Source organism: Pseudomonas sp. DWRC2-2 (assembly GCF_049897885.1).
GTDB classification, from domain to species: Bacteria; Pseudomonadota; Gammaproteobacteria; order Pseudomonadales; family Pseudomonadaceae; genus Aquipseudomonas; species Aquipseudomonas azotoformans_A.
Genome location: NZ_JAFCXD010000003.1, coordinates 341,607 through 367,680 on the forward strand (window position 1 = coordinate 341,607; position 26,074 = coordinate 367,680).

Annotated in this window: 25 protein-coding genes and 1 other RNA gene; 11 read left to right on the forward strand and 15 right to left on the reverse strand. The window is 61.9% G+C overall.

Annotation, left to right across the window (positions count from 1 at the left end; all coding sequences use genetic code 11):
* Window positions 1-23: 23 nt before the first annotated feature.
* The 9 genes from gcvH to ACP7EW_RS16930 all read right to left on the reverse strand — a co-directional run bounded on the left by gcvH (window position 24) and on the right by ACP7EW_RS16930 (window position 9,367).
* Window positions 24-407: a glycine cleavage system protein GcvH gene (gene gcvH, locus ACP7EW_RS16890; protein ID WP_033897550.1), complete on the reverse strand. Its 384-nt coding sequence runs from the start codon at window positions 405-407 to the stop codon at window positions 24-26.
* A 53-nt stretch (window positions 408-460) separates the two neighbouring features.
* A complete protein-coding gene (gcvT, locus tag ACP7EW_RS16895; RefSeq protein WP_426218465.1) occupies window positions 461-1,543 on the reverse strand; it encodes a glycine cleavage system aminomethyltransferase GcvT in 1,083 nt (360 codons plus the stop codon).
* A 156-nt stretch (window positions 1,544-1,699) separates the two neighbouring features.
* Window positions 1,700-3,316, reverse strand: a complete 1,617-nt coding sequence (locus ACP7EW_RS16900) for an ABC transporter permease (RefSeq protein WP_426218467.1) — start codon at window positions 3,314-3,316, stop codon at window positions 1,700-1,702.
* A 161-nt stretch (window positions 3,317-3,477) separates the two neighbouring features.
* Window positions 3,478-4,482: an extracellular solute-binding protein gene (locus tag ACP7EW_RS16905; protein ID WP_426218469.1), complete on the reverse strand. Its 1,005-nt coding sequence runs from the start codon at window positions 4,480-4,482 to the stop codon at window positions 3,478-3,480.
* A 95-nt stretch (window positions 4,483-4,577) separates the two neighbouring features.
* Window positions 4,578-5,795 carry a 2-octaprenyl-3-methyl-6-methoxy-1,4-benzoquinol hydroxylase gene (locus ACP7EW_RS16910; protein ID WP_426218854.1) on the reverse strand — a complete coding sequence of 406 codons (1,218 nt, stop codon included), beginning with the start codon at window positions 5,793-5,795 and terminating at the stop codon, window positions 4,578-4,580.
* Between the two features lie 9 nt (window positions 5,796-5,804).
* Window positions 5,805-6,290: a DUF4442 domain-containing protein gene (locus ACP7EW_RS16915; protein WP_426218471.1), complete on the reverse strand. Its 486-nt coding sequence runs from the start codon at window positions 6,288-6,290 to the stop codon at window positions 5,805-5,807.
* Complete coding sequence (gene ubiH / locus ACP7EW_RS16920) at window positions 6,283-7,470, reverse strand: 2-octaprenyl-6-methoxyphenyl hydroxylase (RefSeq protein ID WP_033897545.1); 1,188 nt, start codon at window positions 7,468-7,470, stop codon at window positions 6,283-6,285. The genes ACP7EW_RS16915 and ubiH overlap by 8 nt, the downstream gene beginning before the upstream one ends.
* Complete coding sequence (pepP, locus tag ACP7EW_RS16925; protein ID WP_426218473.1) at window positions 7,467-8,789, reverse strand: Xaa-Pro aminopeptidase; 1,323 nt, start codon at window positions 8,787-8,789, stop codon at window positions 7,467-7,469. The genes ubiH and pepP overlap by 4 nt, the downstream gene beginning before the upstream one ends.
* A 20-nt stretch (window positions 8,790-8,809) precedes the next feature.
* Window positions 8,810-9,367, reverse strand: coding sequence for a YecA family protein (locus ACP7EW_RS16930; protein WP_021492630.1), 558 nt, complete (start codon window positions 9,365-9,367; stop codon window positions 8,810-8,812).
* A 138-nt stretch (window positions 9,368-9,505) separates the two neighbouring features.
* Between ACP7EW_RS16930 and ACP7EW_RS16935 the strand changes: the two genes are divergently transcribed.
* The 4 genes from ACP7EW_RS16935 to ACP7EW_RS16950 all read left to right on the forward strand — a co-directional run bounded on the left by ACP7EW_RS16935 (window position 9,506) and on the right by ACP7EW_RS16950 (window position 10,925).
* Window positions 9,506-9,715, forward strand: a complete 210-nt coding sequence (locus ACP7EW_RS16935) for a TIGR02449 family protein (RefSeq protein ID WP_007982902.1) — start codon at window positions 9,506-9,508, stop codon at window positions 9,713-9,715.
* Window positions 9,712-10,029, forward strand: a complete 318-nt coding sequence (locus tag ACP7EW_RS16940) for a cell division protein ZapA (RefSeq protein ID WP_003176812.1) — start codon at window positions 9,712-9,714, stop codon at window positions 10,027-10,029. Before ACP7EW_RS16935 ends, ACP7EW_RS16940 begins: the two co-directional genes overlap by 4 nt.
* 30 nt (window positions 10,030-10,059) lie before the next feature.
* Window positions 10,060-10,238, forward strand: a non-coding RNA gene (gene ssrS, locus ACP7EW_RS16945) — 6S RNA.
* Window positions 10,239-10,295: 57 nt separating this feature from the next.
* Window positions 10,296-10,925: a 5-formyltetrahydrofolate cyclo-ligase gene (locus tag ACP7EW_RS16950; RefSeq protein WP_033897543.1), complete on the forward strand. Its 630-nt coding sequence runs from the start codon at window positions 10,296-10,298 to the stop codon at window positions 10,923-10,925.
* Window positions 10,926-10,932: 7 nt separating this feature from the next.
* On the opposite strand, the gene ACP7EW_RS16955 is transcribed toward ACP7EW_RS16950, so the two are convergent.
* Window positions 10,933-11,082, reverse strand: a complete 150-nt coding sequence (locus tag ACP7EW_RS16955; RefSeq protein ID WP_010207387.1) for a hypothetical protein — start codon at window positions 11,080-11,082, stop codon at window positions 10,933-10,935.
* Between the two features lie 195 nt (window positions 11,083-11,277).
* Between ACP7EW_RS16955 and ACP7EW_RS16960 the strand changes: the two genes are divergently transcribed.
* The 4 genes from ACP7EW_RS16960 (at window position 11,278) to ACP7EW_RS16975 (ending at window position 16,591) form a co-directional block, all read left to right on the forward strand.
* Window positions 11,278-11,727 carry an EVE domain-containing protein gene (locus ACP7EW_RS16960; RefSeq protein WP_426127180.1) on the forward strand — a complete coding sequence of 150 codons (450 nt, stop codon included), beginning with the start codon at window positions 11,278-11,280 and terminating at the stop codon, window positions 11,725-11,727.
* A 69-nt stretch (window positions 11,728-11,796) separates the two neighbouring features.
* Window positions 11,797-12,762: an HlyD family secretion protein gene (locus ACP7EW_RS16965; protein WP_426218476.1), complete on the forward strand. Its 966-nt coding sequence runs from the start codon at window positions 11,797-11,799 to the stop codon at window positions 12,760-12,762.
* A complete protein-coding gene (gene rbbA, locus ACP7EW_RS16970; RefSeq protein WP_426218478.1) occupies window positions 12,759-15,476 on the forward strand; it encodes a ribosome-associated ATPase/putative transporter RbbA in 2,718 nt (905 codons plus the stop codon). The genes ACP7EW_RS16965 and rbbA overlap by 4 nt, the downstream gene beginning before the upstream one ends.
* Window positions 15,476-16,591 carry an ABC transporter permease gene (locus ACP7EW_RS16975; RefSeq protein WP_426218480.1) on the forward strand — a complete coding sequence of 372 codons (1,116 nt, stop codon included), beginning with the start codon at window positions 15,476-15,478 and terminating at the stop codon, window positions 16,589-16,591. The genes rbbA and ACP7EW_RS16975 overlap by 1 nt, the downstream gene beginning before the upstream one ends.
* Before the next feature lie 17 nt (window positions 16,592-16,608).
* On the opposite strand, the gene ACP7EW_RS16980 is transcribed toward ACP7EW_RS16975, so the two are convergent.
* Entirely contained in the window at window positions 16,609-17,016 is a 408-nt protein-coding gene (locus ACP7EW_RS16980; RefSeq protein ID WP_016978962.1) for a flagellar basal body-associated protein FliL, read from the reverse strand.
* Between the two features lie 150 nt (window positions 17,017-17,166).
* Here ACP7EW_RS16980 and ACP7EW_RS16985 point away from each other — a divergent pair, with 150 nt between their 5' ends.
* Both ACP7EW_RS16985 and glpT read left to right on the forward strand, forming a co-directional pair.
* On the forward strand, window positions 17,167-18,144 hold the full coding sequence (locus ACP7EW_RS16985; RefSeq protein ID WP_068935477.1) for an NADPH:quinone oxidoreductase family protein: 978 nt from the start codon (window positions 17,167-17,169) through the stop codon (window positions 18,142-18,144).
* A gap of 191 nt (window positions 18,145-18,335) precedes the next feature.
* Window positions 18,336-19,673, forward strand: coding sequence for a glycerol-3-phosphate transporter (gene glpT, locus ACP7EW_RS16990; protein WP_033897536.1), 1,338 nt, complete (start codon window positions 18,336-18,338; stop codon window positions 19,671-19,673).
* Here the strand turns inward: glpT and ACP7EW_RS16995 are convergent.
* A complete protein-coding gene (locus ACP7EW_RS16995) occupies window positions 19,670-20,323 on the reverse strand; it encodes a gamma-glutamylcyclotransferase (protein WP_426218483.1) in 654 nt (217 codons plus the stop codon). The two genes, glpT and ACP7EW_RS16995, sit on opposite strands and share 4 nt — an antisense overlap.
* Window positions 20,324-20,350: 27 nt before the next feature.
* On the reverse strand, window positions 20,351-22,738 hold the full coding sequence (locus ACP7EW_RS17000) for a TonB-dependent receptor plug domain-containing protein (protein ID WP_426218486.1): 2,388 nt from the start codon (window positions 22,736-22,738) through the stop codon (window positions 20,351-20,353).
* A 327-nt stretch (window positions 22,739-23,065) separates the two neighbouring features.
* Between ACP7EW_RS17000 and ACP7EW_RS17005 the strand changes: the two genes are divergently transcribed.
* The gene (locus ACP7EW_RS17005; protein WP_426218488.1) at window positions 23,066-23,548 is read left to right on the forward strand and encodes a sn-glycerol-3-phosphate transporter; all 483 of its coding nucleotides are present in this window, start codon (window positions 23,066-23,068) and stop codon (window positions 23,546-23,548) included.
* Here the strand turns inward: ACP7EW_RS17005 and ACP7EW_RS17010 are convergent.
* Together ACP7EW_RS17010 and ubiD are read right to left on the reverse strand one after the other, a co-directional pair.
* Window positions 23,545-24,513 carry a CDP-6-deoxy-delta-3,4-glucoseen reductase gene (locus tag ACP7EW_RS17010; protein ID WP_033897532.1) on the reverse strand — a complete coding sequence of 323 codons (969 nt, stop codon included), beginning with the start codon at window positions 24,511-24,513 and terminating at the stop codon, window positions 23,545-23,547. The two genes, ACP7EW_RS17005 and ACP7EW_RS17010, sit on opposite strands and share 4 nt — an antisense overlap.
* Window positions 24,513-25,979 (reverse strand): 4-hydroxy-3-polyprenylbenzoate decarboxylase, encoded by a 1,467-nt coding sequence (gene ubiD / locus ACP7EW_RS17015; protein ID WP_003176824.1) that lies wholly within the window; start codon window positions 25,977-25,979, stop codon window positions 24,513-24,515. Before ubiD ends, ACP7EW_RS17010 begins: the two co-directional genes overlap by 1 nt.
* Window positions 25,980-26,074 lie beyond the last annotated feature (95 nt).

Genomic DNA, 26,074 nt, shown 5'->3' on the forward strand with positions numbered 1-26,074 from the left:
GATAACCGGCTCCCGCAACAGGATCACTCGCCGATGGCGGCTTTGTAGCCAGCAGCATCCAGCAGTTTTTCCAGATCAGCCGGGTTGCTCGGCTTGAGCTTGAAGATCCACGCGCCGTACGGATCGGAGTTCAGCAGCTCAGGGCTACCGCTCAGCTCTTCATTGACGGCAATCACTTCGCCTGCAACCGGAGCGTAGATGTCCGAGGCGGCCTTGACCGACTCAACCACACCCGCTTGGCCGGCAGCGTCAAACTGCGCGCCCACTTCGGCCAGCTCGACAAACACCACATCACCCAACGCTTCCTGAGCATGGTCGGAAATACCGACGGTCACGGTGCCGTCAGCTTCCAGGCGTGCCCATTCGTGGCTTTCGGCAAAACGCAGGTCGGCAGGGATATCGCTCATAATCTGTGTCCTCAAGAAGTAATGTCAGCGGCCATTGGCCCGCCGGAAATAGGTTAGATCAAGGTTTTGCCATGGCGCACGAAGGTCGGTTTGACCACTCGAACCGGGTACCACTTGCCGCGGATTTCCACTTCGGCCCGATCAGCCGTTGCCGTCGGTACGCGCGCCAGGGCAATGGATTTGCTCAGCGTAGGAGAGAAACTACCACTGGTGATCTCCCCTTCGCCAATATTGGCGATACGAACCACCTGGTGAGCACGTAAAACCCCACGTTCTTCCAGTACCAGCCCGACCAGTTTGAACTGCACACCCGTCGCTTTTTCTGCTTCCAGCGCGGCGCGGCCGATGAAATTGCGTTCGGCCGGCTCCCAGGCAATGCTCCAGGCCATGTTCGACGCCAACGGCGAAACGTCCTGATGGATGTCCTGACCGTAGAGGTTCATGCCCGCCTCCAGGCGCAGGGTATCGCGGGCGCCAAGGCCGATGGGGGAAATACCGGCACCTACCAGGTCGTTGAAAAAGCCCGGCGCCTGATCGGCCGGCAGGACAATCTCCAGGCCATCTTCGCCGGTATAACCCGTGCGGGCGATAAACCAATCGCCATCGGCCTGGCCTTCGAAGGGTTTGAGCTGGTGAATCAGCGTGCTGCGCGACTGGGTCACCAGCTCGGCAATCTTCTGCCGGGCGTGGGGGCCTTGGATGGCGAGCATGGCCAGCTCAGGGCGTTCATGCAGCTGCACCTGGTAATTGCCCAGTTGTGCATGCATCCAGGCCATGTCCTGGTCACGGGTGGCGGCATTCACCACCAGCCGATAAGCGGACTCGGTGCGGTAGACGATCATGTCGTCCACCACGCCGCCCTTTTCGTTGAGCATGGCGCTGTACAACGCACGGCCGCAGCCATGCAGGCGTTCGACATCATTGGCCAGCAGGTACTGGAGCCATTCCTTGGCCTGGGGGCCGGTGACATCGATCACGGTCATATGAGATACATCGAACACCCCGCAGTCGCGTCGCACCTGATGGTGTTCTTCAACTTGCGAGCCGTAGTGCAGAGGCATATCCCAACCGCCAAAATCGACCATTTTCGCGCCGAGGGCGAGATGCAGGTCATACAGAGGCGTACGCTGTCCCATGGGTTTCTCCTTCCGGGCGTGGCGAAGGTGCGCGGAGCTACTGTTCGTGCTGAACACCTTGAATTACAAGGCCTGCAGCCACGCCCAGCGACCCGCTCCGAAAGACGAAGCGCACCGAATGCCGCGCATTGTAGCCGCAAGCTGTAGGACTGGCACCTAACCGATTTGTCGGGCGGAGCGTCGAATCAGCCCGATCACCGGTAACAGGCCGACCAGCACCAGTGTCAACGCGGGCAAAGACGCGCGTGCCCATTCGCCCTCACTGGTCATCTCAAAGATCCGCACCGCCAGCGTGTCCCAGCCGAACGGGCGCATCAGCAGGGTCGCGGGCATTTCCTTGAGCATATCGACGAACACCAACAGCGCTGCGCTCAAGGTCCCCGGCAGCAGCAACGGCAGATACACTTTGCAAAACAGTCGTGGGCCGCTGACGCCAAGGCTGCGCGCTGCCTCTGGCAACGAGGGCCGGATGCGCGCCAGGCTGTTTTCCAGCGGCCCGTAGGCCACCGCCAGGAATCGCACCAGATACGCCAGCACCAGCGCCGACAGGCTGCCCAACAGCAATGGCTTGCCCGCGCCGCCGAGCCAGCCGGACAACGGCACCACCAGTTCACGGTCCAGATAGCTGAACGCCAACATGATCGACACCGCCAGCACCGAACCCGGCAAGGCATAACCGACATTGGCCAGGCTGATGCCGGAGCGGATCGCCCGCGTCGGTGCCAGCCGGTTGGCGAAGGCAAGCACCAGCGCCACGCTGACCGTGATCAAGGCGGCAATCCCGCCCAGATAAAGCGTGTGAACTATCAAGCCGGAGTAGCGCTCATCCAGATCGAAGCGACCGCGCTGCCAGAACCAGGCAACCAGTTGCAGCATCGGAATCACAAAGGCACAGGCGAACACCAGCCCACACCAACTACTCGCCGCTGCCGCTTTGAACCCGCGCAGGTGATACAGCGCCTTGCCCCGTGGCCGCTCGTTGCTCGGTCGGCTGGCGCCCCGTGCGCGCCGCTCGCCATACAGCACCAACATCACCACCAACAGCAACAGGCTGGCCAACTGGGCGGCGCTGGACAAGCTGAAAAAGCCGTACCAGGTCTTGTAGATGGCGGTGGTGAAGGTATCGAAGTTGAACACCGAGACCGCACCAAAATCCGCCAGGGTCTCCATCAATGCCAACGCCACCCCGGCCCCAATCGCCGGCCGCGCCATGGGCAGGGCCACATGCCAGAACGCGCGCCACGGCGATTGCCCCAACACCCGCGCCGCTTCCATCAGGCCTTTGCCCTGGGCCAGGAATGCGCTGCGCGCCAGCAGATAAACGTAGGGATAGAACACCAGCACCAGCACGATAATCACACCGCTGGTGGAACGCACCCGAGGCAGCCTCAAGCCACTGCCAAACCATTCGCGCAGCAGGGTTTGCACCGGGCCGGAGAAATCCAGCAAGCCGACAAACACAAAAGCCAGAACGTACGCGGGAATGGCAAACGGCAGCATCAACGCCCAATCGAGCCAGCGCCGGCCGGGGAACTCGCAGAGGCTGGTCAGCCAGGCCAGGCTCACGCCCAGCAGGGTCACGCCGACGCCGACACCCAACACCAGGGTCAGGGTGTTGCCGAGCAGGCGCGGCATCTGGGTTTCCCAGAGGTGGGACCAGATTTGTGCATCGATGCTTTGCCAGGACAGCAACAGCACGCTCAGCGGCAGCAGCACCAGGGCAGCGACGGTGAAGACCGGCAGGTACCAGCGGCGTTGGGCGGGGTGGGCCAATGAGAAACTCTCAGAATAATAAAGATTTTCAAGGCGCCGCTAACCAATGTGGGAGCGGGCTTGCTTGCGAATGCAGTGTATCAGCCACACATGTATCGACTGACACGACGCTTTCGCGAGCAAGCCCGCTCCCACATTTCGATCTGCGGCGTTTTAAAAATTTAGTTCCAGCCAGCGCGATCCATCAACCGGATCGCCTCGGCCTGGCGCTTGCCCGCCACTTCCACCGGCAAGGTGTCCGCCACGAACTTGCCCCAGGTCGCCACTTCTGCCGACGGCGGTACGGTCGGGTTGGCCGGGAATTCCTGGTTCACGTCGGCAAAGATCTTCTGCGCCTCAGGCGTGGTCATCCACTCCACCAGTGCCTTGGCGGCTTCCGGGTGCGGTGCGTGTTGGGTCAGGCCGATGCCCGACAGGTTCACGTGCACGCCACGGTCGCCCTGGTTCGGCCAGAACAGTTTTACCGCCAGGTCCGGCTTCTGTTTGTGCAGGCGGCCATAGTAGTAGGTGTTGACGATGCCCACGTCGCACTGCCCGGCATTGATGGCCTCCAGCACAGCGATGTCATCGGAGAACACGTCGGTGGACAGGTTGTTGACCCAGCCCTTGACGATTTCTTCGGTCTTGGCCGCACCGTGGGTTTCGATCAGGGTGGCGGTCAGCGACTGGTTGTAGACCTTTTTCGCCGTGCGCAGGCACAGGCGGCCTTCCCACTGCTTGTCGGCCAAGGCTTCGTAGGTGGTGAGGTCACCCGGTTTTACCCGGTCAGTGGAATAGGCGATGGTCCGCGCGCGCAGGCTCAGGCCGGTCCAGGTGTGTTTGGACGAGCGGTATTGCAGGGGAATGTTCTTGTCGATCACCTCAGAGGTGAACGGTTGCAGGATGCCCATTTGCTCAGCCTGCCAGAGGTTGCCGGCATCGACGGTGAGCAGCAGGTCGGCGGTGGCGTTTTCGCCCTCGGCCTTGATGCGCTGCATCAGCGGGGCTTCCTTGTCGGTGATGAACTTCACCTGCACGCCGGTTTTCTTGGTGTAGGCGTCGAACACCGGTTTGATCAGTTCGTCGATGCGCGAGGAGTAGACCACCACTTCGTCGGCGGCCTGCACGGTGGTGCTGCCGATCAGGGTGAGTGCCAGGGCAGTCAGGAGGCGCTTGGGTGCCAACATGGGTGCGGTCTCTCATTTGCAAAAAGTGGGCAAATGATAAGGACTCACATTTGGTAGCGCTCGGTGGAGGCGTTACCAGATGTTGCACGACTGTTTCAGGGCTGGGCCAGCTCCGGCAGATCCCCGCTCAGACCCAGCGCCTGGCGCACAAAGACGGCCTTGGCCTCGGGCATCTGGTCGACCATTTTCAAACCGGCGTTGCGCAACCAGCGCAGCGGCAGTTGATCGGCCTGGAACAATCGCTCAAACCCTTCCATTGCCGCCATCAATGCCAGGTTGTGCGGCATGCGTCGACGCTCGTAGCGGCTCAGCACTTTCACATCGGCCAGGCGCTCGCCGCGCTCGGTCGCAGACAACAAGACTTCAGCCAGTGTCGCCGCATCCAGGAAACCCAGGTTCACACCCTGCCCCGCCAAGGGATGGATGACGTGCGCCGCGTCGCCAATCAACGCCAGGCCTTCGGCCACATAGCGCTTGGCGTGACGCTGGCGCAGTGGCACGCAGACGCGCGGGTCGGCGCTCAGCACGGTGCCGAGCCGCCCTTCAAAGGCGCGCTCCAGCTCACGGCAGAAGCTTTCATCATCCAGCGCCATCAAGCGTTCGGACTCAGCCGGCGTGGTCGACCAGACGATCGAACACCAATCTTCCTGCCCGTCCCGTATCAGCGGCAAGAATGCCAGCGGGCCGGTGTCGGTAAAGCGTTGCCACGCCGTACGTTGGTGCGGCTGGCTGCTGCGTACGCTGGTGACGATGGCGTTATGCAGGTAATCCCATTCGCGGGTGGCGGTGCCGGTCAGGCGGCGCACAGCGGAGTTGGCGCCATCGGCAGCCACCACCAGCGGCGCGCGCAGCGTGCGGCCGTCGGCCAGGGTCAGCAGCCAGTCATCGCCGGAACGGCGCATCTGTTCCAGGCGTGCGTTGGCCAGCAAGCCCAGGTCGCAATCGTGCAGACGGTCGAGCAGCGCATCCTGAACCACGCGGTTCTCGACGATATGCCCCAGCACCTCGGCATGCACGCTGGCCGCCGAAAAGTGGATCTGCCCGGTGCCGCTGCCATCCCACACCTGCATATCGCCGTAAGGACTGGCGCGGCGCGAGACGATGCCGTCCCACACGCCCAGGCGCTCGAGGATGCGCTGGCTGGCGGCCGACAAGGCGCTCACGCGAGGTTCGAATGCGGCCTCGCGGTCGAACGGCTTGACGCTCAGCGGGCTGCCGTCGAGCAGCAGCACCTGCAGGCCACTGCCCTGCAACGCCAGCGCCAGGGCGCTTCCGACCATTCCGGCCCCGACAATCAGCACATCTGCGCGCATGTCCATGCTTTAAGCCTGTCTCGCTGGCGGCTTGCGCCGCACGTAAAGGGTTTTGTCGACCCGCGCCACCAGGGTGCCGGAGCCGTCATGAATCTCAACCTTGAGGTGGGGCAGGTACTTCTCGCCCCCGTCGGTCTGCCGGCGGACTTCATCGAGCAAAGCCTCGTCGATGGAAAACTCGGCATACACCGGGCCTTTGCCGGGCGAGATGAAATCGATGCTCGCCGCTTTGTCCCACACGATGTAATCGCGGCCCAGGTTCTCCATCAACAGCAGCATGTAGAACGGGTCGACCATCGAATACAGGCTGCCGCCAAACTGCGTGCCGACGTAATTGCGGTTGTACCAGCCCAGGCCCATGCGCACTTTGACATGCCGGAAGTCCGCGCTCAGTTCTTGCACCCGTACACCCGCGCCGAGGTACGGCGGGTACAGGCTCAGGAACCAGCGCAATAACCGCGCCTTGCCCAGGCGCTCAATCAACCAGTTACGCATCGGGACGGGTACCCAGGCCCATGGCCTGACGGGCGAACCAGCGTTTGGCGGGCGGCAGCAGGTCCAGGCCCAGCAGGCCCATGTTGCGGCCCAGGGCGACCAACGGTTGAGCGCTGCCAAACAGGCGCGTGACCTGGTCGGAGAAGCCCACGGTAAGTTTCTGGTCCAGGCGCTGACGCTCGCGATAACCCTGCAAGGTGGCCAGGTCACCCGGCACTTGCGGTCCCGCCAACAAGGCTTCAGCCAATGCATTTGCATCACGCAGGGACAGGTTGAAGCCCTGCCCCGCAATCGGGTGCAGGCTGTGGGCCGCGTTGCCGAGGATCGCCAGGTGGGAGCGCACTTGCTCCTCGGCTTCAACCAGTGTCAGCGGGTACAGATGACGGGCGCCGACTTGCTTCAGCGTGCCCAGGCGGTAGCCGAACACGCCCTGCAACTCGCTCAAAAAGCTGCGCTCGTCGAGATTGGCCAGGCGTTGCGCGTCCATGCCGATGCGCGTCCACACCAGTGCGCAGCGGTTGTCCGGCAGCGGCAGCAAGGCCATCGGGCCCTCGTCGGTGAAACGCTCGAAGGCTTCACCGTTATGGGATTCGCTGGGGGTGATGTTGGCGATCAGCGCGCTCTGGTTGTACGGGCGGGTTTTCACGCCGATGCCCAATTGCTCGCGCAAACCGGAACGGCCACCGTCAGCCAGCACGGCGAGGTCGCATTCCAGCACGGTTTCATCATTGAGGGTCAGGCGGTAGCCATCGGGCAGCGGTTCCATGCGTGTGACTTCGGCCGGGCAACGCCAGCTGACCACCTCTTTGTCCAGGCCTTGCCACAGGCATTGGCCCAGCCAGGCGTTTTCCACCACATAGCCGAGGGCCGGCACGCCCTCTTCCATGGCGGACAGGCGCGCGGTGGAGAAACGCCCACGGTCAGACACATGAATCTGCTTGATCGGCTCGGCGCGGCGCGAAATCTCTTGCCACAAGCCCAGGCGCTGATAGATCTGCCGCGCACCAAAGGACAACGCAGAAGAGCGAGCATCGTAGCTCGGCTGGTAGCTGTCGCCCGGCGCAAAGGGCTCGATCAGCACGATCTTCCAGCCGCGCGCCTTGGCCCCAGCCTGCAACGCCAGCGCCAGGCTGGCACCGACCAGGCCGCCGCCAATGATTGCCAGGTTGACCCGGCTCATCGGGCAGCCGCCATCAGCGCTTCAATTTCAGCGACGGTCTTGGGCACGCCACCGGTCAGGATTTCACAGCCTTGCTTGGTCACTACCACGTCGTCCTCGATGCGTACGCCAATGCCACGCCATTTCTTTGCCACATTCGGATTGTCCGGCGAAATATAAATGCCCGGCTCTACGGTCAGCGCCATGCCGACTTCCAGCACCCGCCATTCACCGCCCACTTTGTACTCGCCCACATCATGCACATCCATGCCCAACCAGTGGCCAGCGCGGTGCATGTAGAAGGCTTTATAGGCTTCGCTGGCGATCAACTCGTCGACGTCACCCTGCAGCAACCCCAGCTTCACCAAACCGGCAGTAATCACCTTCACGGTGGCCTCATGCGCCTGGTTCCAATGCTTATCCGGGGCGATTTCGGCAAAGGCGGCTTCCTGGGAAGCCAGCACAATTTCGTAGATCGCCTTCTGTTCCGGCGAAAATTTGCCATTGACCGGCCAGGTGCGGGTGATGTCGCTGGCATAGCAGTCGATCTCACAACCGGCGTCGATCAGCACCAGGTCGCCGTCCTTGAGCACCGCGTCATTCTGCTGGTAATGCAGGATGCAGCTGTTGCGCCCGGCGGCGACGATGGAGCCGTAGGCCGGCATTTTCGCGCCGCCTTTGCGGAATTCATAATCCAGCTCGGCTTCCAGGCTGAACTCATGGAGACCGGCACGGCTGGCCTGCATCGCCTTCACGTGGGCGGCGCAGGAGATTCGCGCGGCCTCGCGCATCACCTTCACTTCCGCAGCCGATTTATACAGGCGCATGTCGTGGAGCAGATGATCCAGCGCAACGAATTCGTTCGGTGGCTGGGCGCCCAGGTGGGCCTTGGAGCGGATCACGTTGATCCATTCCATCAGGTGCCGGTCGAACTCGGCATTGCTGCCCATGGCCGAGTACACCCGGTCGCGACCTTCGATGAGGCCGGGCAGGATGTCGTCGATATCGGTGATGGGGAACGCGTCGTCGGCGCCAAAGTCACGGATCGCACCTTCGGTGCCGGCGCGCAGGCCGTCCCACAGTTCGCGTTCGGCGTTGCGCTCGCGACAGAACAGCACGTACTCGCCGTGTTGGCGGCCGGGCATCAGCACGATCACCGCTTCCGGCTCGGGGAAACCGCTCAGGTACTGGAAGTCACTGTCCTGGCGGTACACGTGTTCGACATCGCGATTGCGGATCGCCACGGCGGCAGCCGGCAGGATCGCGATGCTGTTGGGTTCCATCTGCGCCATGAGCGCCTTGCGGCGTCGGGTGTATTCCGCTCGGGGGATATGGATCATGGGCAGATGGGCTTCCTTTCTTAGTGCAGCGACGGCTTGGGTGCAGCGGGTTCAGCGGACTTCTTGGTCTCGGTGAACAGCAGCAGCGGCGCGACGCGCAGGTATTCCATGACTTCCATGTAGTCGCCTTCGCCGTCTTCGGACTCTTCCAGGGCGTCTTGCACCTGGGAGATCGCGGCCAGATCCTGCAACACTTCCTTGGCGTCGGTGCTCAGTTCCAGGCCGCCGGCGTTGACGCCGAAACCGTGGAGGAAGCCTTGGCACCATTGGCCCAGGGCAGCGGCGCGTTCGGCAAGCGGTGCGTCGTCGGTCGGCAGCAGCAGGACCACGGTGACGTCATCACCGGTCAGCTCGCCCTTGACCATCTCTTGCAGGCCGATCAGCGCGTTACGCACGTTGTCGGTCGGCTCGGTCTCAAGCAGCTCGGCCACGTCAGCCAGCCAGTTGTCGGCATCAAAGCCAACGCCGGTGCAGCTACGGCCCAGCAATACGCCGTGCAGTTCAGCAGGCGAGCAAGGGTGGCCGCTGGTGCTCAGCAGTTTGGAAAAAGCGTCGTACGGGGAGTTCTGAATAGGCATGGTGAGCTAGGCGCCAGACGGCGCAATGTCTAGAATGGAGCGCTGTATCCTAGCACCGGCAGACGTACCAAGACTATCAAGGGCGTCAGATCGTTTATCCTGCAGTTGCCATTCATCAGACAAATCCAGTGGAACCCAATGGAAGACACCGACCTGCAAGCGCTGATGGCCAGACTCGAATTGCTAATTACCCGGGTCGAGCAACTAAAGAGCCAAAACGGACTCCTATTAGCTCAGGAAAAGACCTGGCGCGAGGAACGCGCTCACCTCATTGAAAAAAACGAAATCGCCCGGCGTAAGGTCGAATCGATGATTTCGCGCCTGAAGGCCCTGGAGCAAGACTCATGAGTTCAAGCAATAGCGTCACCGTGCAGATCCTGGATAAAGAATATTCGATCATCTGCCCCCAGGAAGAGCGCAACAACCTGGTGAGCGCCGCCCGCTACCTGGATGGCAAGATGCGTGAAATCCGCAGCAGCGGCAAAGTGATTGGCGCCGACCGTATCGCCGTGATGGCCGCGCTGAACATTACCCACGATCTGCTGCATAAGCAGGAACGCCCTGACGTGCAGGCCAGCGGCTCGACACGTGAGCAGGTGCGTGACCTGCTGGAGCGTGTCGATCTGGTGCTTTCCAGCGATTCAGACGCACCCAAGGGCTGATTGCCGCGACGGTTTAAGGTATACTCGCCCCACTCCCTGGCGTGTTTGCCAGTCGGCGATGTCCCTGAGCCGATTCGCACTACCCTGGAAGTTGCACGTTGGGCTGGTGTGCATGTCCGCTAGACGGAAAGCCTTAAAGCCTACTGCATCTTCCACCTTGAACTTTCGGGTTCAAGGGCTAAGTCGACAGCGGCTCTGTCGGGGAGCCTGAATTCCCAAACTCAATGCCAGTCCTCGGACTGGCATTGTTTTATGAGCCGGAAACCATGACCGAACCTGCGCCGCTTTCCCGTCCGCAACTTCGACGCATGTTGCGCAAAGCCCGCCGCGCCCTCACGCCGAGCGAGCAACGCAAGGCCGCCCAGGGCCTGTATCGGCAACTGGCACAGCACCCGCTGTTTCGCCGGGCCAAACATATCTCTTTGTATCTACCGACGGACGGTGAAATCGATCCGCGCCTGCTGCTGCGCGCCGCCCAGCGCCGGGGCAAGGCCACTTACCTGCCGGTGCTCAGCGCCTGGCCACGGACCAAGATGGTGTTCCAGCGCGTCAGGCCCGGGGAAAAGCTGTTGCCCAATCGCTTTCGCATCCTGGAACCCAGGGTGAACATCAGCCGCCAACGCAAAGTCTGGGCACTGGACCTGGTGCTGCTGCCGTTGGTGGGGTTCGATGATGCCGGTGGACGCCTGGGCATGGGCGGCGGGTTCTACGATCGCAGCCTGGCTTACCTGGCGCGCCGCCAAAGCTGGCGCAAGCCGACGCTGTTGGGCCTGGCCCATGAATGTCAAAAGGTCGATCGATTGATACAGGCAAGCTGGGATGTGCCGTTGGCGGGCACCGTCACCGATAAGCATTGGTATAGTGCGAAGACGCCACTGGAATCAGCGGCGCCTTGAAGAAGAGTCAGCGTTTGAACGGTTGCGGCTGCTGCTGAGCCAGTTCAACGGGCGCATCGGTCTTGTTCGACCATAAGCTTTGGGCATACCCGGTGGTCACGACGCCCAGACCAAACAAAATCACCAAAATCCATAGTAAATCCGGTTTACGTTGCATCGATTGCCCCCCTGCAGGCACCTCGTACACGATGACAACAACGTTCCAAAGTAGTCCGTTGCAGCTGCGTCAAGCTTTAAAAGCCGGCATTCTGCGGTAACGTGAACCAACACGCAAACCTTGGCGCCAACCGACTGTCGGTTTGTCATCAAATTGCCTGACAACTTGCCCACTGCTTTTTTCAGGAGCCCAAAAATGGCCTATTGGCTGATGAAATCCGAGCCCGACGAACTCTCTATCAAAGGCCTTGAAAAGCTCGGCGAAGCGCGCTGGGACGGGGTGCGTAACTACCAGGCGCGCAACTTCCTGCGTGCCATGGCAGTGGGTGACCAATTTTTCTTCTACCACTCCAGTTGCCCGGAGCCGGGCATTGCCGGCATCGGCAAAATCGTCGAGGCGGCCTACCCGGACCCCACCGCGCTGGAGCCCGAAAGCCACTACTTCGACGCCAAGGCCACCCCGGAAAAAAATCCGTGGAGCGCGATCAACGTCGCCCACGTCCAGACCTTCCCCAACGTGCTTGGCCTGGGCTACCTCAAACAACAAACCGCCCTTGCCGAACTGCCCCTGGTGCAAAAAGGCAGCCGCCTTTCAGTGATGGCCGTCACGCCCGAGCAATGGGCCGCCGTGATCAATTTGCTTTAACTGACCGGCATCAAAGCCCCACCGGGGCAAACCGATCAAACTAGGACGCTAATGCCGCAGGAAGCAGCCATGTCGACGAACCACCACGCCTCACGCCTTTTCGCCATCGCCCTCATCGCCCTGTTGCTGGGTGCCGGCGGCTTCGGTTACTGGCGCTCCACCCAGGACCGCCTGCCCGAAGGCCTGAGCATGGGCAATGGCCGCCTGGAATCCACCGAAATGCAGATCGCCGCCAAGATCCCCGGCCGCCTGGCCGAAGTACGCGTGGACGAAGGCGACAAGGTCCTCAAAGGCCAACTGCTCGCACGCATGGACACCCGCACGCTGGAAGCCCAGCGCGCCCAGGCCGAAGCCGAAGTGCTGCGCGCCAAGGAAAACTTCGCGGCCGCCGAGGCCAACGTGCAATTGCGCCAGAGCGAGCAACTGCTGGCCAACCAGGAACTCAAGCGCACCCAGGAGCTGTACAAACGCGGCTTCGCCAGCAGCCAGTTGATTGACCAACAACAGGCACGGCAGAACACCGGCAACGCCGCCGTGATTGCCGCGCAAGCCCAAGTCAATTCGGTGAAGGCGGCGATTGGCGCCGCCGAAGCCCAGGTCGCCCAGCTCACCAGTGAGATCGATGACAGCAGCCTGCGCGCGCCCATCGACGGGATTATCCAACTGCGCCTGGCCGAGCCGGGCGAAGTGCTCGGCGCGGGCGGGCGCGTCCTGTTGCTGATCGACCCCAACGATCAATACATGAACCTCTACCTGCCGGCCTCCGTCACCGGCCGCCTGACCGTCGGCAGCGACGCGCGCATTCTGCTCGACGCCCTGCCCGACCAACCGCTGCCGGCGAAGATCAGCTTTGTCGCCGCCAAATCCCAGTTCACCCCCAAGGAAGTGGAAACCCGCGACGAACGCCAGAAACTGGTGTTCCGCGTCAAACTGCGCCTGACTCAACCCAGCGCCGTGCCCCAGGCCAAACCCGGCATGCCCGGCGCCGGCTACGTGCGCACGGCTGATATCGACTGGCCGGCCAACCTGCAATGACCGCCCTGGCGCTGCAAGCCACGGCGATCAACCATCGCTATGGCAAGCAACAGGCCCTGGTCGACATCACGTTCAGCCTGCCAGCCGGTACGCGTTGCGGGTTGATCGGGCCGGATGGTGCGGGCAAGTCGAGCCTGCTGGGCTTGATCGCCGGGGTCAAAAAGCTCCAGGACGGTCAACTGCAAGTGCTGGGCGGTGCGATTGAAGACCGCCGCCACCGCAACAGCCTGTACCCGCGCATCGCCTTTATGCCTCAAGGGCTGGGCGGCAACTTGTATCCTGAGTTGTCCATCAGCGAGAACATCCGTTTCTTTGCCACGTTGTTTGGCCTGTCGAAAGCCGACTGCGACCAGCGCATGCACAACCTGCTGCTGGCCACCGACCTTGCGCGCTTTGCAGAACGCCCGGCCGGCAAGCTCTCCGGCGGGATGAAGCAGAAACTCGGCCTGTGTTGCGCGCTGATCCACGACCCGGACCTGTTGATCCTCGACGAGCCCACCACCGGCGTCGACCCACTGTCACGTCGGCGCTTCTGGGAGCTGGTCGAAAGCGTCCGCCAAGAACGCCCGCAACTGACGCTGCTGGTGGCCACGGCCTACATGGAAGAAGCCGAGCAATTCGAACATTGCCTGATGCTCGATCGCGGCAAGCTGATTGCAGACGGACTAAGCCGTGAATTGGCGGGCGCAACCGCCAGCGGCAAACTGGACGACGCCTTCACCCACTTCCAAGGCGACAGCGCCCACAACAACCAGCCGCTGGTGATTCCGCCCAGGGAAAGCGACAACGCCGATATCGCCATCGAAGCTCACGACCTGACCCTGCGTTTCGGTGATTTCACCGCCGTGAACAAGGTCAGCTTCGCCATTGGCCGCGGCGAGATCTTCGGCTTCCTCGGCTCCAACGGCTGCGGCAAGACCACCACCATGAAGGTGCTCACCGGGCTGATGCCCGCTACCGAAGGCAGCGCGACGCTGCTGGGTAACCCGGTGAACGCCAAGGACCTGGCGACCCGCAAGCGCGTGGGTTTCATGTCACAAAGCTTCTCGCTGTATGGCGAACTCAGCGTGCGCCAGAACCTGGTGCTACATGCACAATTGTTCGACTTGCCCAAGGCCGACAGCGGCCCGCGCATCGATGAGCTGATCCAGCGTTTCGACCTCGGCGACGTGGCCGAACAGCCCTCCGGCGAACTGCCCCTCGGCCTGCGCCAACGTTTGTCATTGGCCGTGGCAGTGCTGCATCGCCCGGAAGTGCTGATCCTCGATGAACCCACGTCGGGCGTCGACCCGGCGGCGCGAGATGATTTCTGGCGATTGCTGATCGAGCTGTCCCGCGAACAAGGTGTGACGATTTTCCTGTCCACGCACTTTATGAACGAGGCCCAGCGCTGCGACCGCATTTCGCTGATGCACGCGGGCAAGGTGCTCGCCTGCGATACGCCGGATGCGTTGCAACGGCAGTTCCAGGGCGACACCTTGGAAGCCGCGTTCGTCACCTGCCTGGAGCAAGCCCAGGGTGAACCGGAGCCCACTGCGCCCGCCGCAACCGTCAGCGAAACCAGCGCGCCGCCGGTGAGCAAACGCGGCTTCAGCCTGGCCCGCCTATTGGCCGTGGCCAGCCGCGAAGGCAAAGAGCTGCTGCGCGACAAGGTGCGCATGGCCTTCGCGTTGCTGGGCGCGATGTTCATGATGGTGATCTTCGGCTACGGCATTTCCCTGGATGTGGAAAAGCTCGCCTTCGCCGTCTACGACCAGGACCAGACACCGCAAAGCCGCGCCTACCTGGAGGCATTTCGCAGTTCACGCTATTTCGCCGAGCAGCCGCCGATTCAGGACTCAACTGAATTGCACCGGCGCCTGCAACGTTCGGAAATCAAACTGGCCCTGGAGATCCCACCCGGCTTTGGCCGCGATCTCTACGCTGGCCGCCAGCCCAGCGTGGCCGCCTGGCTCGATGGCGGCATGCCGTTTCGCGCGGAAACCAGCCGCAACTATGTCGAGGCCGTGCACCAGGAAAACCTGCAGCAACTGGCCGAACTGAGCAGCCTGCCGCGCAACAATCCAGCAGCCGCCAAGCTGGAAACGCGCTTTCGCTATAACCAGGACGTGGTCAGCGTCAACGCCATCGGCCCCGGTGTGATGGCGCTGATCCTGGCGTTTATCCCAGCGATGCTCACCGCCCTCGGCATCGTGCGCGAGAAGGAACTGGGCTCGATCACCAACTTCTACGCCACGCCCCTGACCCGCCTGGAATTCCTGCTCGGCAAACAGGCGCCGTACCTGGCCGTGAGCCTGGTCAACCTGGCGGTATTGGTGGCGATGAACCGCTGGCTGTTCGGCGTGCCGTTCAAGGGCAGCGGCCTGACGCTGGCGTTCGGCGGCCTGCTCTATGTGCTGGCGACCACCAGCATGGGCCTGCTGATTTCGGCGTTCACTCGCACCCAGATCGCGGCGATCCTCGGCACCATGATCATCACCAGCCTGCCGACCATTCAATTCTCCGGACTGATCGTGCCGCGCTCGTCCCTTGAAGGCGCAGCGGCGTTGATGGGCATGCTGTTTCCGGCGGGGCACTTCCTGGATGTCGCCGTGGGCACCTTCACCAAGGCCTTGGGCCTGCGCCAGTTGTGGCCGCAATGCCTGGCGCTGTTCGGGTTCTTTGTCGGGTTTACCGGGCTGAGCCTGGTCATGCTCAAGAAGCAGGAGGCCTGATGCATAAGTTCGCGCATATTCTGCGCCTGGGCATTAAGGAACTGACCAGCCTGCGCCATGACAGCGTGTTGCTGCTGTTTCTGTTCTACGCCTTCACCGTCGCCATCTATATGCCCGCCGCCGGCTCGGTGATTGGCGTGCACAACGCCAGCGTGGCGTTTGTCGATGAAGACCACAGTTCGCTGTCGCGGCAACTGGCCGAAGTGCTGCAGCCGCCCGAGTTTCAAGCGCCTACCCCTCTGGCCTACGACCAGTTGGACAAGGTCATGGACAGCGGCGAATACACCTTCGTGATCAATGTGCCGGCGAACTTCCAGGCTGACCTGCTGGCCGGTCGCCAACCCGGCGTGCAGGTGAACGTGGACGCCACGGCCATGAGCCAGGCGTTCATGGGAGCCGGCTACATTGGGCGGATTTTCCAGCGCGAATTGCTGGCCTACAGCGGGCAAGCCGCCGCCAGCCAGGCGCCCGCCCTGCTCACGACGCGCGCGCTGTTCAACACCAACCTGGAGGGTGGATGGTTTTTGGCGGTGATTCAGATCGTCAACAACATCACCATCCTCGCCATTATCCTGACCGGCACCGCCCTGCTGCGCGAACGCGAACACGGCACCCTCGACCATCTGCTGGTGCTGCCGCTGACGGCGCTGGAGATCATGTTGGCGAAAATCTGGAGCAACATGCTGGTGGTGGTGCTCTGTACCTGGCTGTCGTTGGAAGTAGTGGTCAAAGGGCTCCTCGGCGTGCCGCTGGCCGGGTCATTGAGCTTGTTTCTGTTCGTGACTGCGTTGTACTTGTTTGCCAGTACGGCCTTGGGGATTTTCCTGGCGACGCTCGCGCGATCGACGCCGCAGTTCGGCCTGCTGGCGATTCCGGTGATCATCCCGATGCTGCTGCTCTCCGGCGGCAGTACGCCGTTGGACAGCATGCCCGAGTGGTTGCAGTGGGTGATGCAAGGGTCGCCGTCGACGCATTTTGTGAGTTTGAGTGCGGCGATTCTGTTTCGGGATGCGGGGGTGAGCGTGGTGTGGCCGGATTTGCTGGCGCTGGCGGGGATTGGGTTGGTGTTTTTTGCGGTGGCACTGGCGCGGTTCAGGAAGAGCCTGGCTTCCTGAACCGTACCCTAAAGCGACTACTGGATGATCAGGTTGTTGAACAACAGGTCCTCCACCACCGGCTTGCCGGTCTCGTCATTCATCACTTGCTGGGTTTGCTTCAGGGCCTCCTGACGCAGTTTTTCCTTGCCTTCAACGGTACTCATGGCCTCGTTGGTCTGCTGGGTGAACAACGCCACCAGTTGGTTGCGGATCAGCGCGTCGTTGGCTTTGACGGCAGCAGCCGCTTCGGGGCCGGTCACGCGCAGGGCGATGTCGGCCTTGAACACCTTGAGTTTCGCAGTGCCATCCAGGCCGTAGTTGCCCACGAACGGCGGGCTCAGACTGATATAGCTGACCTTCGGCGCCTCGCCTTCTTTGGCTTCTTCGGCCTGGGCTGCCATGGGCAACGTCAGGGCCAGCATCAACAGGATCCACGCTTTCACAGTTCATTCCTCACATTCGGTTGCCGGGTAGCATAACGCTAGCAAGGCAGAGCACAAGCTTATGGCGGCTTATCAGGCCGGGGCATGCTCGTTGACCCACGGGCGTACCCTCCTACACTTATCGGCCACGACGCCAAAAGGAATAGTCCGATGAAAGCTGTGCTGTGCAAAGCCTTCGGCCCTGCCGAAACCCTGGTGCTGGAAGAGATCGCCAGCCCGGCGATCAAGAAGAACGAAATCCTGCTGGACGTGCATGCCGCCGGGGTCAACTTCCCGGACACGCTGATCATCGAGGGCAAGTACCAGTTCAAGCCACCTTTCCCGTTTTCGCCGGGTGGCGAGGCAGCGGGCGTGGTCAGTGAAGTCGGGGAAAAGGTCAGCCACCTCAAAGTCGGTGACCGGGTGATGGCGCTGACCGGCTGGGGCAGCTTTGCCGAGCAGGTCGCGGTGCCCGGCTACAACGTGCTGCCGATTCCGCCGAGCATGGACTTCAATACCGCCGCCGCCTTCAGCATGACCTACGGCACGTCCATGCACGCGCTGAAACAACGCGCCAACCTGCAACCCGGCGAAACCCTGCTGGTGCTCGGCGCCTCCGGTGGCGTGGGCCTGGCCGCCGTTGAAATCGGCAAGGCCATGGGCGCGCGGGTAATCGCCGCCGCCAGCAGTGCCGACAAACTCGCAGTGGCCAAGGCCGCCGGCGCCGATGAGCTGATCAACTACAGCGAAGCCAGCCTGAAAGACGAGATCAAGCGCCTCACCGACGGCAACGGCGCCGACGTGATCTACGACCCGGTGGGTGGCGACCTGTTTGACCAGGCCATCCGTGCCATTGCCTGGAACGGCCGCCTGCTGGTGGTGGGTTTTGCCAGCGGGCGCATACCGGAGCTGCCGGTGAACCTGGCGTTGCTCAAGGGTGCGGCGGTGGTCGGAGTGTTCTGGGGTTCGTTTGCCCAGCGCCAACCGCAGGACAATGCGGCGAACTTCCAGCAGTTGTTCAGTTGGTATGGTGAAGGCAAGCTCAAGCCGCTGGTGTCGCAGGTGTACCCGCTGGAGCAGGCCGCCCAGGCGATCAATGACCTGGGGCAGCGCCGGGCTGTTGGTAAAGTGGTCGTACAAACCCGCTGAGCCGTCGTTGGGGCTGCTCGCCAGCCCCATACTGATAAAACGACCACCACTTATCTATTCGCGACATGTTCGTAAGAGAACATGCAATTGCTCTCATTTCCTGTGTTTGCAGATAAGAGGCGATGCTATTTTCGGTAACGAAACTGTAACATTCGCATCCGCAGTCAAAACAAGAAATTTGGAGCTCTTGAATGTTTGCTTTCTTTCGTCCTGCCGCCCACCAGGCGCCCCTGCCTGAAGAAAAAATAGACAGTACCTACCGACGCCTGCGCTGGCAGATCTTCGCCGGTATTTTCTTCGGTTACGCCGGTTACTACCTGCTGCGCAAAAACTTCTCCCTGGCCATGCCCTACTTGATCGACGAGGGTTACACCCGTGGCGAACTGGGCCTGGCGATGTCGGCCATCGCGATTGCCTACGGCCTGTCCAAGTTCCTTATGGGCCTGGTGTCCGACCGCTCCAACCCGCGCTACTTCCTGCCCTTCGGCCTGCTGGTTTCGGCCGGGGTGATGTTCATTTTCGGTTTCGCACCTTGGGCGACGTCCAGCGTGACCATGATGTTCATTTTGCTGTTCATCAACGGCTGGGCCCAAGGCATGGGCTGGCCGCCGAGTGGACGCACCATGGTGCACTGGTGGTCGCAGAAAGAACGCGGCGGCGTGGTGTCCGTGTGGAACGTGGCGCATAACGTCGGCGGCGGCCTGATCGGCCCGCTGTTCCTGCTGGGTATGGCCTGGTTCAACGACTGGCACGCGGCGTTCTACGTGCCGGCCACCGTGGCCCTGGCCGTAGCGGCATTTGCCTTCATCACCATGCGCGACACCCCGCAATCGGTCGGCCTGCCGCCAATCGAGAAGTACAAGAACGACTACCCGGAAGGCTACGACGCCAGCCACGAAGACGAATTCAGCGCCAAGGAAATCTTCGTCAAGTACGTGCTGCGCAACAAAATGCTGTGGTACATCGCCTTCGCCAACGTGTTCGTCTACCTGCTGCGCTACGGCGTGCTGGACTGGGCGCCGACCTACTTGAAAGAAGCCAAGCACTTCACCGTGGATAAATCCTCGTGGGCGTACTTCTTCTATGAGTGGGCCGGTATTCCGGGCACGCTGCTGTGCGGCTGGATGTCGGACAAGATCTTCCGTGGCAACCGTGGCCTGACCGGCATCGTGTTCATGGCACTGGTGACCGTGGCGACCCTGGTGTACTGGCTCAACCCGCCGGGCAACCCGATGATCGACATGATCGCGCTGTTCTCCATCGGCTTCCTGATCTACGGCCCGGTGATGCTGATCGGCCTGCAGGCGCTGGAACTGGCACCGAAGAAAGCCGCCGGCACCGCTGCGGGTTTCACCGGTCTGTTCGGTTACCTGGGGGGTTCGGTGGCGGCGAGTGCGGCCATGGGCTACACCGTGGACCATTTCGGTTGGGACGGTGGTTTCGTGCTGCTGATCGGCGCGTGCATTTTGGCCATCGCCTTCCTGATCCCGACGCTGTGGCACACCAACAGCGTGAGTTCGGCGCGTTAACCGCCTGAACAGTCCTTCGCACAACGCTTGAGCCGCGCCTCCAGGTTCTTATCTGGCATGGCGTGGCTACGCAGGGCGTTGACGGTCTGCTCGACATAATCGCGAGTGGTGCCGTAACGCCCGCAAGCGCTCTGCAACACATGGTTCAGCACGATGTCGGGCAAGTTGCCGGCGTAGCTGGGCAAGTGCCGCTCCAAGACAAATCCCAACGCCTGCACCGTGCTGCCATCTTCGAGACGGCAACTGAGCCAATGCGGCCGGTAGGAGGGATAAGGCATTTCGCGCTGCCACAAGGCGTAGAGCGAGGCCTCCAGCTGATCCTCCGGCAAGCGGTAGGCAAACCCGCTGCAGGAACCGCCGCGATCCAGCCCAAAGACCAACCCTGGAATTTCCGGTGTGCCCCGGTGCTCGTGGGACCACAGGTACAGGCCCCGGTGATAACCGTGGACCCGTGCCCGCATGCGCTCGGTGGACGAACACTCAGGGCGCCAGATCAGCGAACCGTACGCAAACAGCCAGACCGGCCCACCCTTATGCCGGGCCATGGTGGCCTGCATCGAGCTCATCAATTGTTCGTGAGTGAGTTGCGGCCCAAGATCGAGCCGCGGAGGGTAAGCCAATTGCAGAAGATCGGTTTCAATGGCGGTCATGGCGAATAGCGGGACGCCTCCTGTGTGTTACCAGTTGTAAGCAACTTTACCGTAATAAAACGCGCCGCTGTAACCGTACGGCGAAAAAGTGCTGTAGGCGAGGTTGCCGCCGCTGCTGGCGAAGGCATTGACTTTTTCCGGGTATTTATCGGTGACGTTGTCGCCGCCGAGGGTGAAGGTCCAGTTCTTCAGCTTGTAGTCCGCCGACAAATCCAGCACCCAAGCCGCCTTGAAGGTCTGGTCGTTGACCTTGTCGGCCTGGTAGCTGGTGAATTCACCATAGCGGACCAGGTTGCTGTGCAGCGCCCAATTGCCGAAGGTGAAGTCGTTACCCAAGCTCAACTTGTGTTCAGGCGTGGTATCGCCCAGCAAACCGCTTTTCTCGCGACGATCCACCCGCACCAGATTGGCACCCAGGCTGTCGAGGATGGCCGGGTTGGGCTTCACATCCGTGACCTTGGTGTGGTTGTAGTTGTAGCCGACGGTGCTGTTCCAGCGGATGCCGTTATCGAACTGGTAGCGGTAGTTGGCAACCAGATCGACGCCGTCGGTGCTGGTGTCGGTGGCATTGGTGAAGTAGCGGGCGGTTGTGTAGTTGATGTTGCCCACGCCATTGGCGCGCAGATAAGCCTGGGTGGCCGGGTCCAGGTTGAGGTTCGACGACAGGCTGATACGGTCACGAATATCGATGCGGTATACGTCCACCGTCACGGTCAGGTCATCGGCGGGCTCCAGTACCAGGCCAAGGCTGTAGTTACGTGACTTCTCGGCCTTCAGGTCCTCCGCGCCCAGCAGGCGTGCGACCTGGCTGGAGGCCGGGAAAGTACCGGCCTCGCGGATGTCGCTGCCGATCAACTGCGATGAGGTGAACGCAAAGTTCTGCTGAGCCAGGGACGGCGCGCGGAAACCGTTGGAAATGCTGCCGCGCAGAGCCACCTGCGGGGTGAAGTCGTAGCGGGCCGACAGCGAGCCGCTGACGTTGGAACCGAAGTCACTGTAATCCTCATGCCGTACGGCCGCCGAGGCGCTGAGTTTTTCGGTGAAGTTGGTTTCCAGGTCCAGGTACTGCGCCCAGTTGTGGCGCGAACTGCTGCCGGCGTCGGCATCACGGAAACCGCCGAGGCCCGAACTGCCGGTCTGGTAGTAGGACGCTGGCTCACCTGCTTCAATCTCATAACCCTGGCGCAGGTATTCGCCACCAAAGGCCACGGAGACCGGATACGGCAGGAAGCCCAGGTCAAATTCACGGGACAGGTCCAGGCTGACTTGCTTCTGGTCGTTGCTCAGGGTGCCGTTGTCGAACTTGCGCGGTGTGGCCAGGCCCAGTGACGTGTTGATGGTTTCGGTGCTCAGTTCGTACTGGTTCTTGCCGTAGTTGGCCGACAGGTCGTAATGCCAGTCATAGGCCAACAGCCCGCGCAGGCCCACCACCAACGACGTGTCTTCCAGGTTGCCCTTGATCAACGGCAGGTAGCCATTGGGATTGAGCGCCGGAATATTGTTGGACGCATTGCTCGCCCGGTAGAACGCCGCCGTCTCGCCGCGCCGCTTGCTGTAGCCGCCGAAGGTGTAGAACTCGGCCGCATCATTGAAGGAATATTCCGAGTTGAACTGGAATTTGCCTTCATTGGTGGCCGGCTCGCCCTGGCGAAACACCTGCTGGCCGTAGGTCGTGGAGCCTACGCTGGCTGAGCGGAAATCCTTGCCGGCGCGGTTGGTGTAATCGTTGTCGGCGCCTTCGGCCGAGAGGTTGATAAAGCCGTTATCACCCAATGCCACGCCGGTGTTGCCACTCAGATTGCGCTGGATGCCGTCGCCCTTCTTGTACTCGCCGAACTTGGAGGAGATCGAGCCGCCATGGTCGGCGTGCTTGAGGATCACGTTGATCACCCCGGCAATCGCGTCCGAGCCGTAGCGCGCGGAGGCGCCGTCGCGCAGCACTTCGATATGGTCGACCGCCGACAGCGGAATCGCATTCAAATCCGCCGGCGCCGAGCCGCGGCCCACCGCCCCACCCAAGTTGACGAAAGCACTGGTGTGGCGGCGCTTGCCATTGACCAGCACCAGCACCTGATCCGGCGACAGCCCGCGCAACTGCGCAGGGCGCACCAGTTCGGCGCCGTCCACCAGGCTTGGGCGCGGGAAGTTGATTGATGGAATCAGCCGCGCCAACACCGCCCCCAGCTCATCGGAACCGGTGCTGCGCAGGGTGTCGCCGGAAATCACATCGATCGGCGACAGCGACGCACTGGCCGTGCGCTCTTGGGCGCGGGTGCCGGTGACGATCACGGTGTCGAGCTTGGGCACATCGGTGGCGGACGTTTCGGCCGCGAAGACTGGATTGAAACCCACGGCGGTCAGCAAATTGGCCGACAAAATCGCCGAGTACAGCGCGTGTTGCTTGTAGCTCCCCATACCGCTCCCCTTGAATCAAAAACCAGAACGTCGTGCTCTGAGTTCATACGATCGATCCGGCTGGCGGGCGGTGGCGGTCAGTTGTTGGTGGTTGTGATTGAGTCGGTAGTCCGTTGCGATATAGCTTAAGGATATTTATGTAACAAATTAAATACCTTTAAAGCATAAGCGAATGCATAAGCAAAATGGCCCACTCGTCAGGATTGCAGGGGCCAATCCCGCTACTTTCAGCCCCGGTTCAGCCTGGAAACGTGGCAAGCCGTCAAAATAGGACACAGATCACGACCCACCTAGCCGCCCATCAAACCGACTACCGAGGTCGCCCCCATGAAAAAATTCCGACTGCCTGGCCTGCTGTTCCTGGCCCAGGCCACCACCGCGTTGGCGGGCGAAGCGCCGGCCATTGAAGACGACAAGGGCTTCTGGTACGCGCAGACCAGCGTCTACACCCGGCACTTCGCGCCCGACCCCGAGCACAATAACAACCAGGACCTGATCGGCCTGGAGCGCAATGAAGCCTCAGGTTTTGTGTATGGCGGGGCGACGTTTCGCAACTCGTTTCGGCAGCGTTCGTACTACGCGTATGCGGGCAAGCGCTACGACATGGCCGACTATCCGGTGTATTTGAAGCTGACAGGCGGGGCGATCCAGGGTTATCGCGGCAAGTACCGCGACAAGATCCCGTTGAACCGTTTCGGCGTGGCGCCGGTGATCATTCCGTCGGTGGGCGCGCATTACGGGCCGGTGGCGGCGGAGGTGGTGTTGCTGGGGTTCAATGCGGCGATGGTCACCACTGGCGTACGCTTTTAGGGGCGTGGCGCGTAGGCAAACACATCGGCACGCATCTGGTGCGCATCCATGCCAGCCTCGACCAGCGCATCCAGCGTGCCGTAGATCATGGCCGGTGAACCGCTGGCGTAGACGTGCACAGCCTTGAGGTCGGTGATGTCTTCGCACACCGCTTCATGCAACAGCCCGCAGCGCCCTTCCCAGCCGCACAGGTCGCTGACGACTTTGTGCAGGAACAGGTTGGGCAGTTGCAGCCACTGGTCCCAATGCTCAATCTCGTAGAAATCTTCCGGACGGCGCACGCCCCAGTACAGGTGCACCGGGTGTTTGAAGCCGGAAGCGCGGCAGTGTTCGATCAGGCTGTGCATCTGCGCCATGCCGGTGCCGGCGGCGATCAGCACCAGCGGCCCATCCGGCAGCTCGGCCAGGTGGGTATCACCAAAAGGCAGCTCGACGCGCGCCATCTGGTTGCGTTGCAGCTGCTCAAGCAAGGTGCGCGCGCTGTCCTCGCGGGCCAGTACATGCAGCTCCAGTTCGCGCCCGGCGTGGGGCGCGGAGGCCAGGGAAAACGCTGACTTCTCGCCGTTCTCACGCTCGATCATCAGGTATTGCCCGGCGTGGTAACGCACCGCCTTGCCGGCCGGCGCACGCAGGCGCACGCGCCACACATCGCCACCCACCTCGACGCATTCACTCAATTGGCACGACAACTTGCGCAACGGCAACTCTCCCGGCGCCAGCACGCCATCCCACAACACAATGCAATCTTCCAGCGGCTCGGCGATACAGGTGTAGAACTCGCCGTGATCACGCACTTCACCGGCCTGCTGAACCCGGCCTTCCACCAACAGCGCGGCGCACACGTGGCACACGCCGTTGCGGCAAGCCTGGGGGCATTCGTAGCCCAGGCGGCGCGCGCCTTCGAGGATTCGCTCGCCGGGGACCAGCTCCAGCACGGCGCCGGAAGGTTGCAGGGTTACACGCATCAATCTATTCCCAATTCTTTCCAGATCGCATCGACACGGGCGGTGACGGCTTCATCCTTGACGATCACCCGGCCCCACTCGCGGGTGGTTTCACCCGGCCACTTGTGAGTGGCGTCCAGGCCCATCTTTGAACCCAGGCCTGAAACCGGCGAGGCGAAGTCGAGGTAGTCGATCGGTGTGTTGTCGATCATCACCGTGTCGCGCTTGGGGTCCATGCGCGTGGTGATGGCCCAGATCACGTCGTTCCAGTCGCGGGCATTGATGTCGTCGTCGGTGACAATAACGAACTTGGTGTACATGAACTGTCGCAAAAACGACCACACACCGAGCATTACCCGCTTGGCATGGCCTGGGTACGACTTCTTCATGGTCACGATGGCCATGCGGTACGAGCAGCCTTCAGGCGGCAGGTAGAAGTCGGTGATCTCCGGGAATTGCTTCTGCAGGATCGGCACAAACACTTCGTTGAGCGCCACGCCAAGAATCGCCGGCTCATCCGGCGGACGGCCGGTGTAGGTACTGTGATAAATCGGCTTGATGCGATGGGTGATGCGCTCGACGGTGAACACCGGGAAGCTATCGACTTCGTTGTAGTAGCCGGTGTGGTCGCCGTACGGGCCTTCATCGGCCATTTCACCCGGATGAATCACGCCTTCGAGGATGATTTCAGCCGTGGCCGGCACTTGCAGGTCGTTGCCACGGCACTTCACCAGTTCGGTGCGATTACCGCGCAACAGGCCGGCGAAGGCGTATTCGGACAGGCTGTCGGGCACCGGGGTCACGGCGCCGAGTATGGTGGCCGGGTCGGCACCCAGGGCCACGGAAACCGGGAACGGCTTGCCGGGGTGTTTTTCGCACCACTCGCGGAAGTCCAACGCGCCGCCACGGTGGCTCAGCCAACGCATGATCACCTTGTTACGGCCGATCACTTGCTGGCGGTAGATACCGAGGTTCTGGCGGTCTTTGTTCGGGCCCTTGGTGACGGTCAGGCCCCAGGTGATCAGCGGACCGACGTCGCCTGGCCAGCAGGTTTGCACCGGCAGCATGGCCAGGTCGACATCGTCGCCTTCGATGACCACTTCCTGGCACACCGCGTCCTTGACCACTTTGGGGGCCATGGCAATGATCTTGCGGAAGATCGGCAGCTTCGACCAGGCATCCTTCAGCCCCTTGGGCGGCTCGGGTTCCTTGAGGAAGGCCAGCAACTTGCCGATCTCGCGCAATTCGCTGACCGACTCGGCGCCCATGCCAAAGGCCACGCGCTCGGGCGTACCGAACAGGTTGCCGAGCACCGGGATATCAAAGCCGGTCGGGTTTTCGAACAGCAGCGCCGGGCCCTTGTTGCGCAGGGTACGGTCGCAAATCTCAGTCATTTCCAGCACCGGGGAAATCGGCATCTGGATACGTTTCAACTCTCCGCGCTGCTCAAGTTGCTGCACGAAATCCCGAAGATCCTTGAATTTCATTAACCATGCCACCCGTAAAATAGGCGTACATCCTACCTGCTATGGCGGCCGCTGGCAGCTTATCGCGGTGCATTTGGGTACAGAGAATGCTTAAA

Coding starts and splice junctions, on each gene's coding strand:
- gcvH (WP_033897550.1), bottom strand. CDS start 407: ATGAGCGATATCCCTGCCGACCTGCGTTTTGCCGAAAGCCACGAATGG.
- gcvT (WP_426218465.1), bottom strand. CDS start 1,543: ATGGGACAGCGTACGCCTCTGTATGACCTGCATCTCGCCCTCGGCGCG.
- ACP7EW_RS16905 (WP_426218469.1), bottom strand. CDS start 4,482: ATGTTGGCACCCAAGCGCCTCCTGACTGCCCTGGCACTCACCCTGATC.
- ACP7EW_RS16910 (WP_426218854.1), bottom strand. CDS start 5,795: ATGCGCGCAGATGTGCTGATTGTCGGGGCCGGAATGGTCGGAAGCGCC.
- ACP7EW_RS16915 (WP_426218471.1), bottom strand. CDS start 6,290: ATGCGTAACTGGTTGATTGAGCGCCTGGGCAAGGCGCGGTTATTGCGC.
- ubiH (WP_033897545.1), bottom strand. CDS start 7,470: ATGAGCCGGGTCAACCTGGCAATCATTGGCGGCGGCCTGGTCGGTGCC.
- pepP (WP_426218473.1), bottom strand. CDS start 8,789: ATGATCCATATCCCCCGAGCGGAATACACCCGACGCCGCAAGGCGCTC.
- ACP7EW_RS16930 (WP_021492630.1), bottom strand. CDS start 9,367: ATGCCTATTCAGAACTCCCCGTACGACGCTTTTTCCAAACTGCTGAGC.
- ACP7EW_RS16935 (WP_007982902.1), top strand. CDS start 9,506: ATGGAAGACACCGACCTGCAAGCGCTGATGGCCAGACTCGAATTGCTA.
- ACP7EW_RS16940 (WP_003176812.1), top strand. CDS start 9,712: ATGAGTTCAAGCAATAGCGTCACCGTGCAGATCCTGGATAAAGAATAT.
- ACP7EW_RS16950 (WP_033897543.1), top strand. CDS start 10,296: ATGACCGAACCTGCGCCGCTTTCCCGTCCGCAACTTCGACGCATGTTG.
- ACP7EW_RS16955 (WP_010207387.1), bottom strand. CDS start 11,082: ATGCAACGTAAACCGGATTTACTATGGATTTTGGTGATTTTGTTTGGT.
- ACP7EW_RS16960 (WP_426127180.1), top strand. CDS start 11,278: ATGGCCTATTGGCTGATGAAATCCGAGCCCGACGAACTCTCTATCAAA.
- ACP7EW_RS16965 (WP_426218476.1), top strand. CDS start 11,797: ATGTCGACGAACCACCACGCCTCACGCCTTTTCGCCATCGCCCTCATC.
- rbbA (WP_426218478.1), top strand. CDS start 12,759: ATGACCGCCCTGGCGCTGCAAGCCACGGCGATCAACCATCGCTATGGC.
- ACP7EW_RS16975 (WP_426218480.1), top strand. CDS start 15,476: ATGCATAAGTTCGCGCATATTCTGCGCCTGGGCATTAAGGAACTGACC.
- ACP7EW_RS16985 (WP_068935477.1), top strand. CDS start 17,167: ATGAAAGCTGTGCTGTGCAAAGCCTTCGGCCCTGCCGAAACCCTGGTG.
- glpT (WP_033897536.1), top strand. CDS start 18,336: ATGTTTGCTTTCTTTCGTCCTGCCGCCCACCAGGCGCCCCTGCCTGAA.
- ACP7EW_RS16995 (WP_426218483.1), bottom strand. CDS start 20,323: ATGACCGCCATTGAAACCGATCTTCTGCAATTGGCTTACCCTCCGCGG.
- ACP7EW_RS17000 (WP_426218486.1), bottom strand. CDS start 22,738: ATGGGGAGCTACAAGCAACACGCGCTGTACTCGGCGATTTTGTCGGCC.
- ACP7EW_RS17005 (WP_426218488.1), top strand. CDS start 23,066: ATGAAAAAATTCCGACTGCCTGGCCTGCTGTTCCTGGCCCAGGCCACC.
- ACP7EW_RS17010 (WP_033897532.1), bottom strand. CDS start 24,513: ATGCGTGTAACCCTGCAACCTTCCGGCGCCGTGCTGGAGCTGGTCCCC.
- ubiD (WP_003176824.1), bottom strand. CDS start 25,979: ATGAAATTCAAGGATCTTCGGGATTTCGTGCAGCAACTTGAGCAGCGC.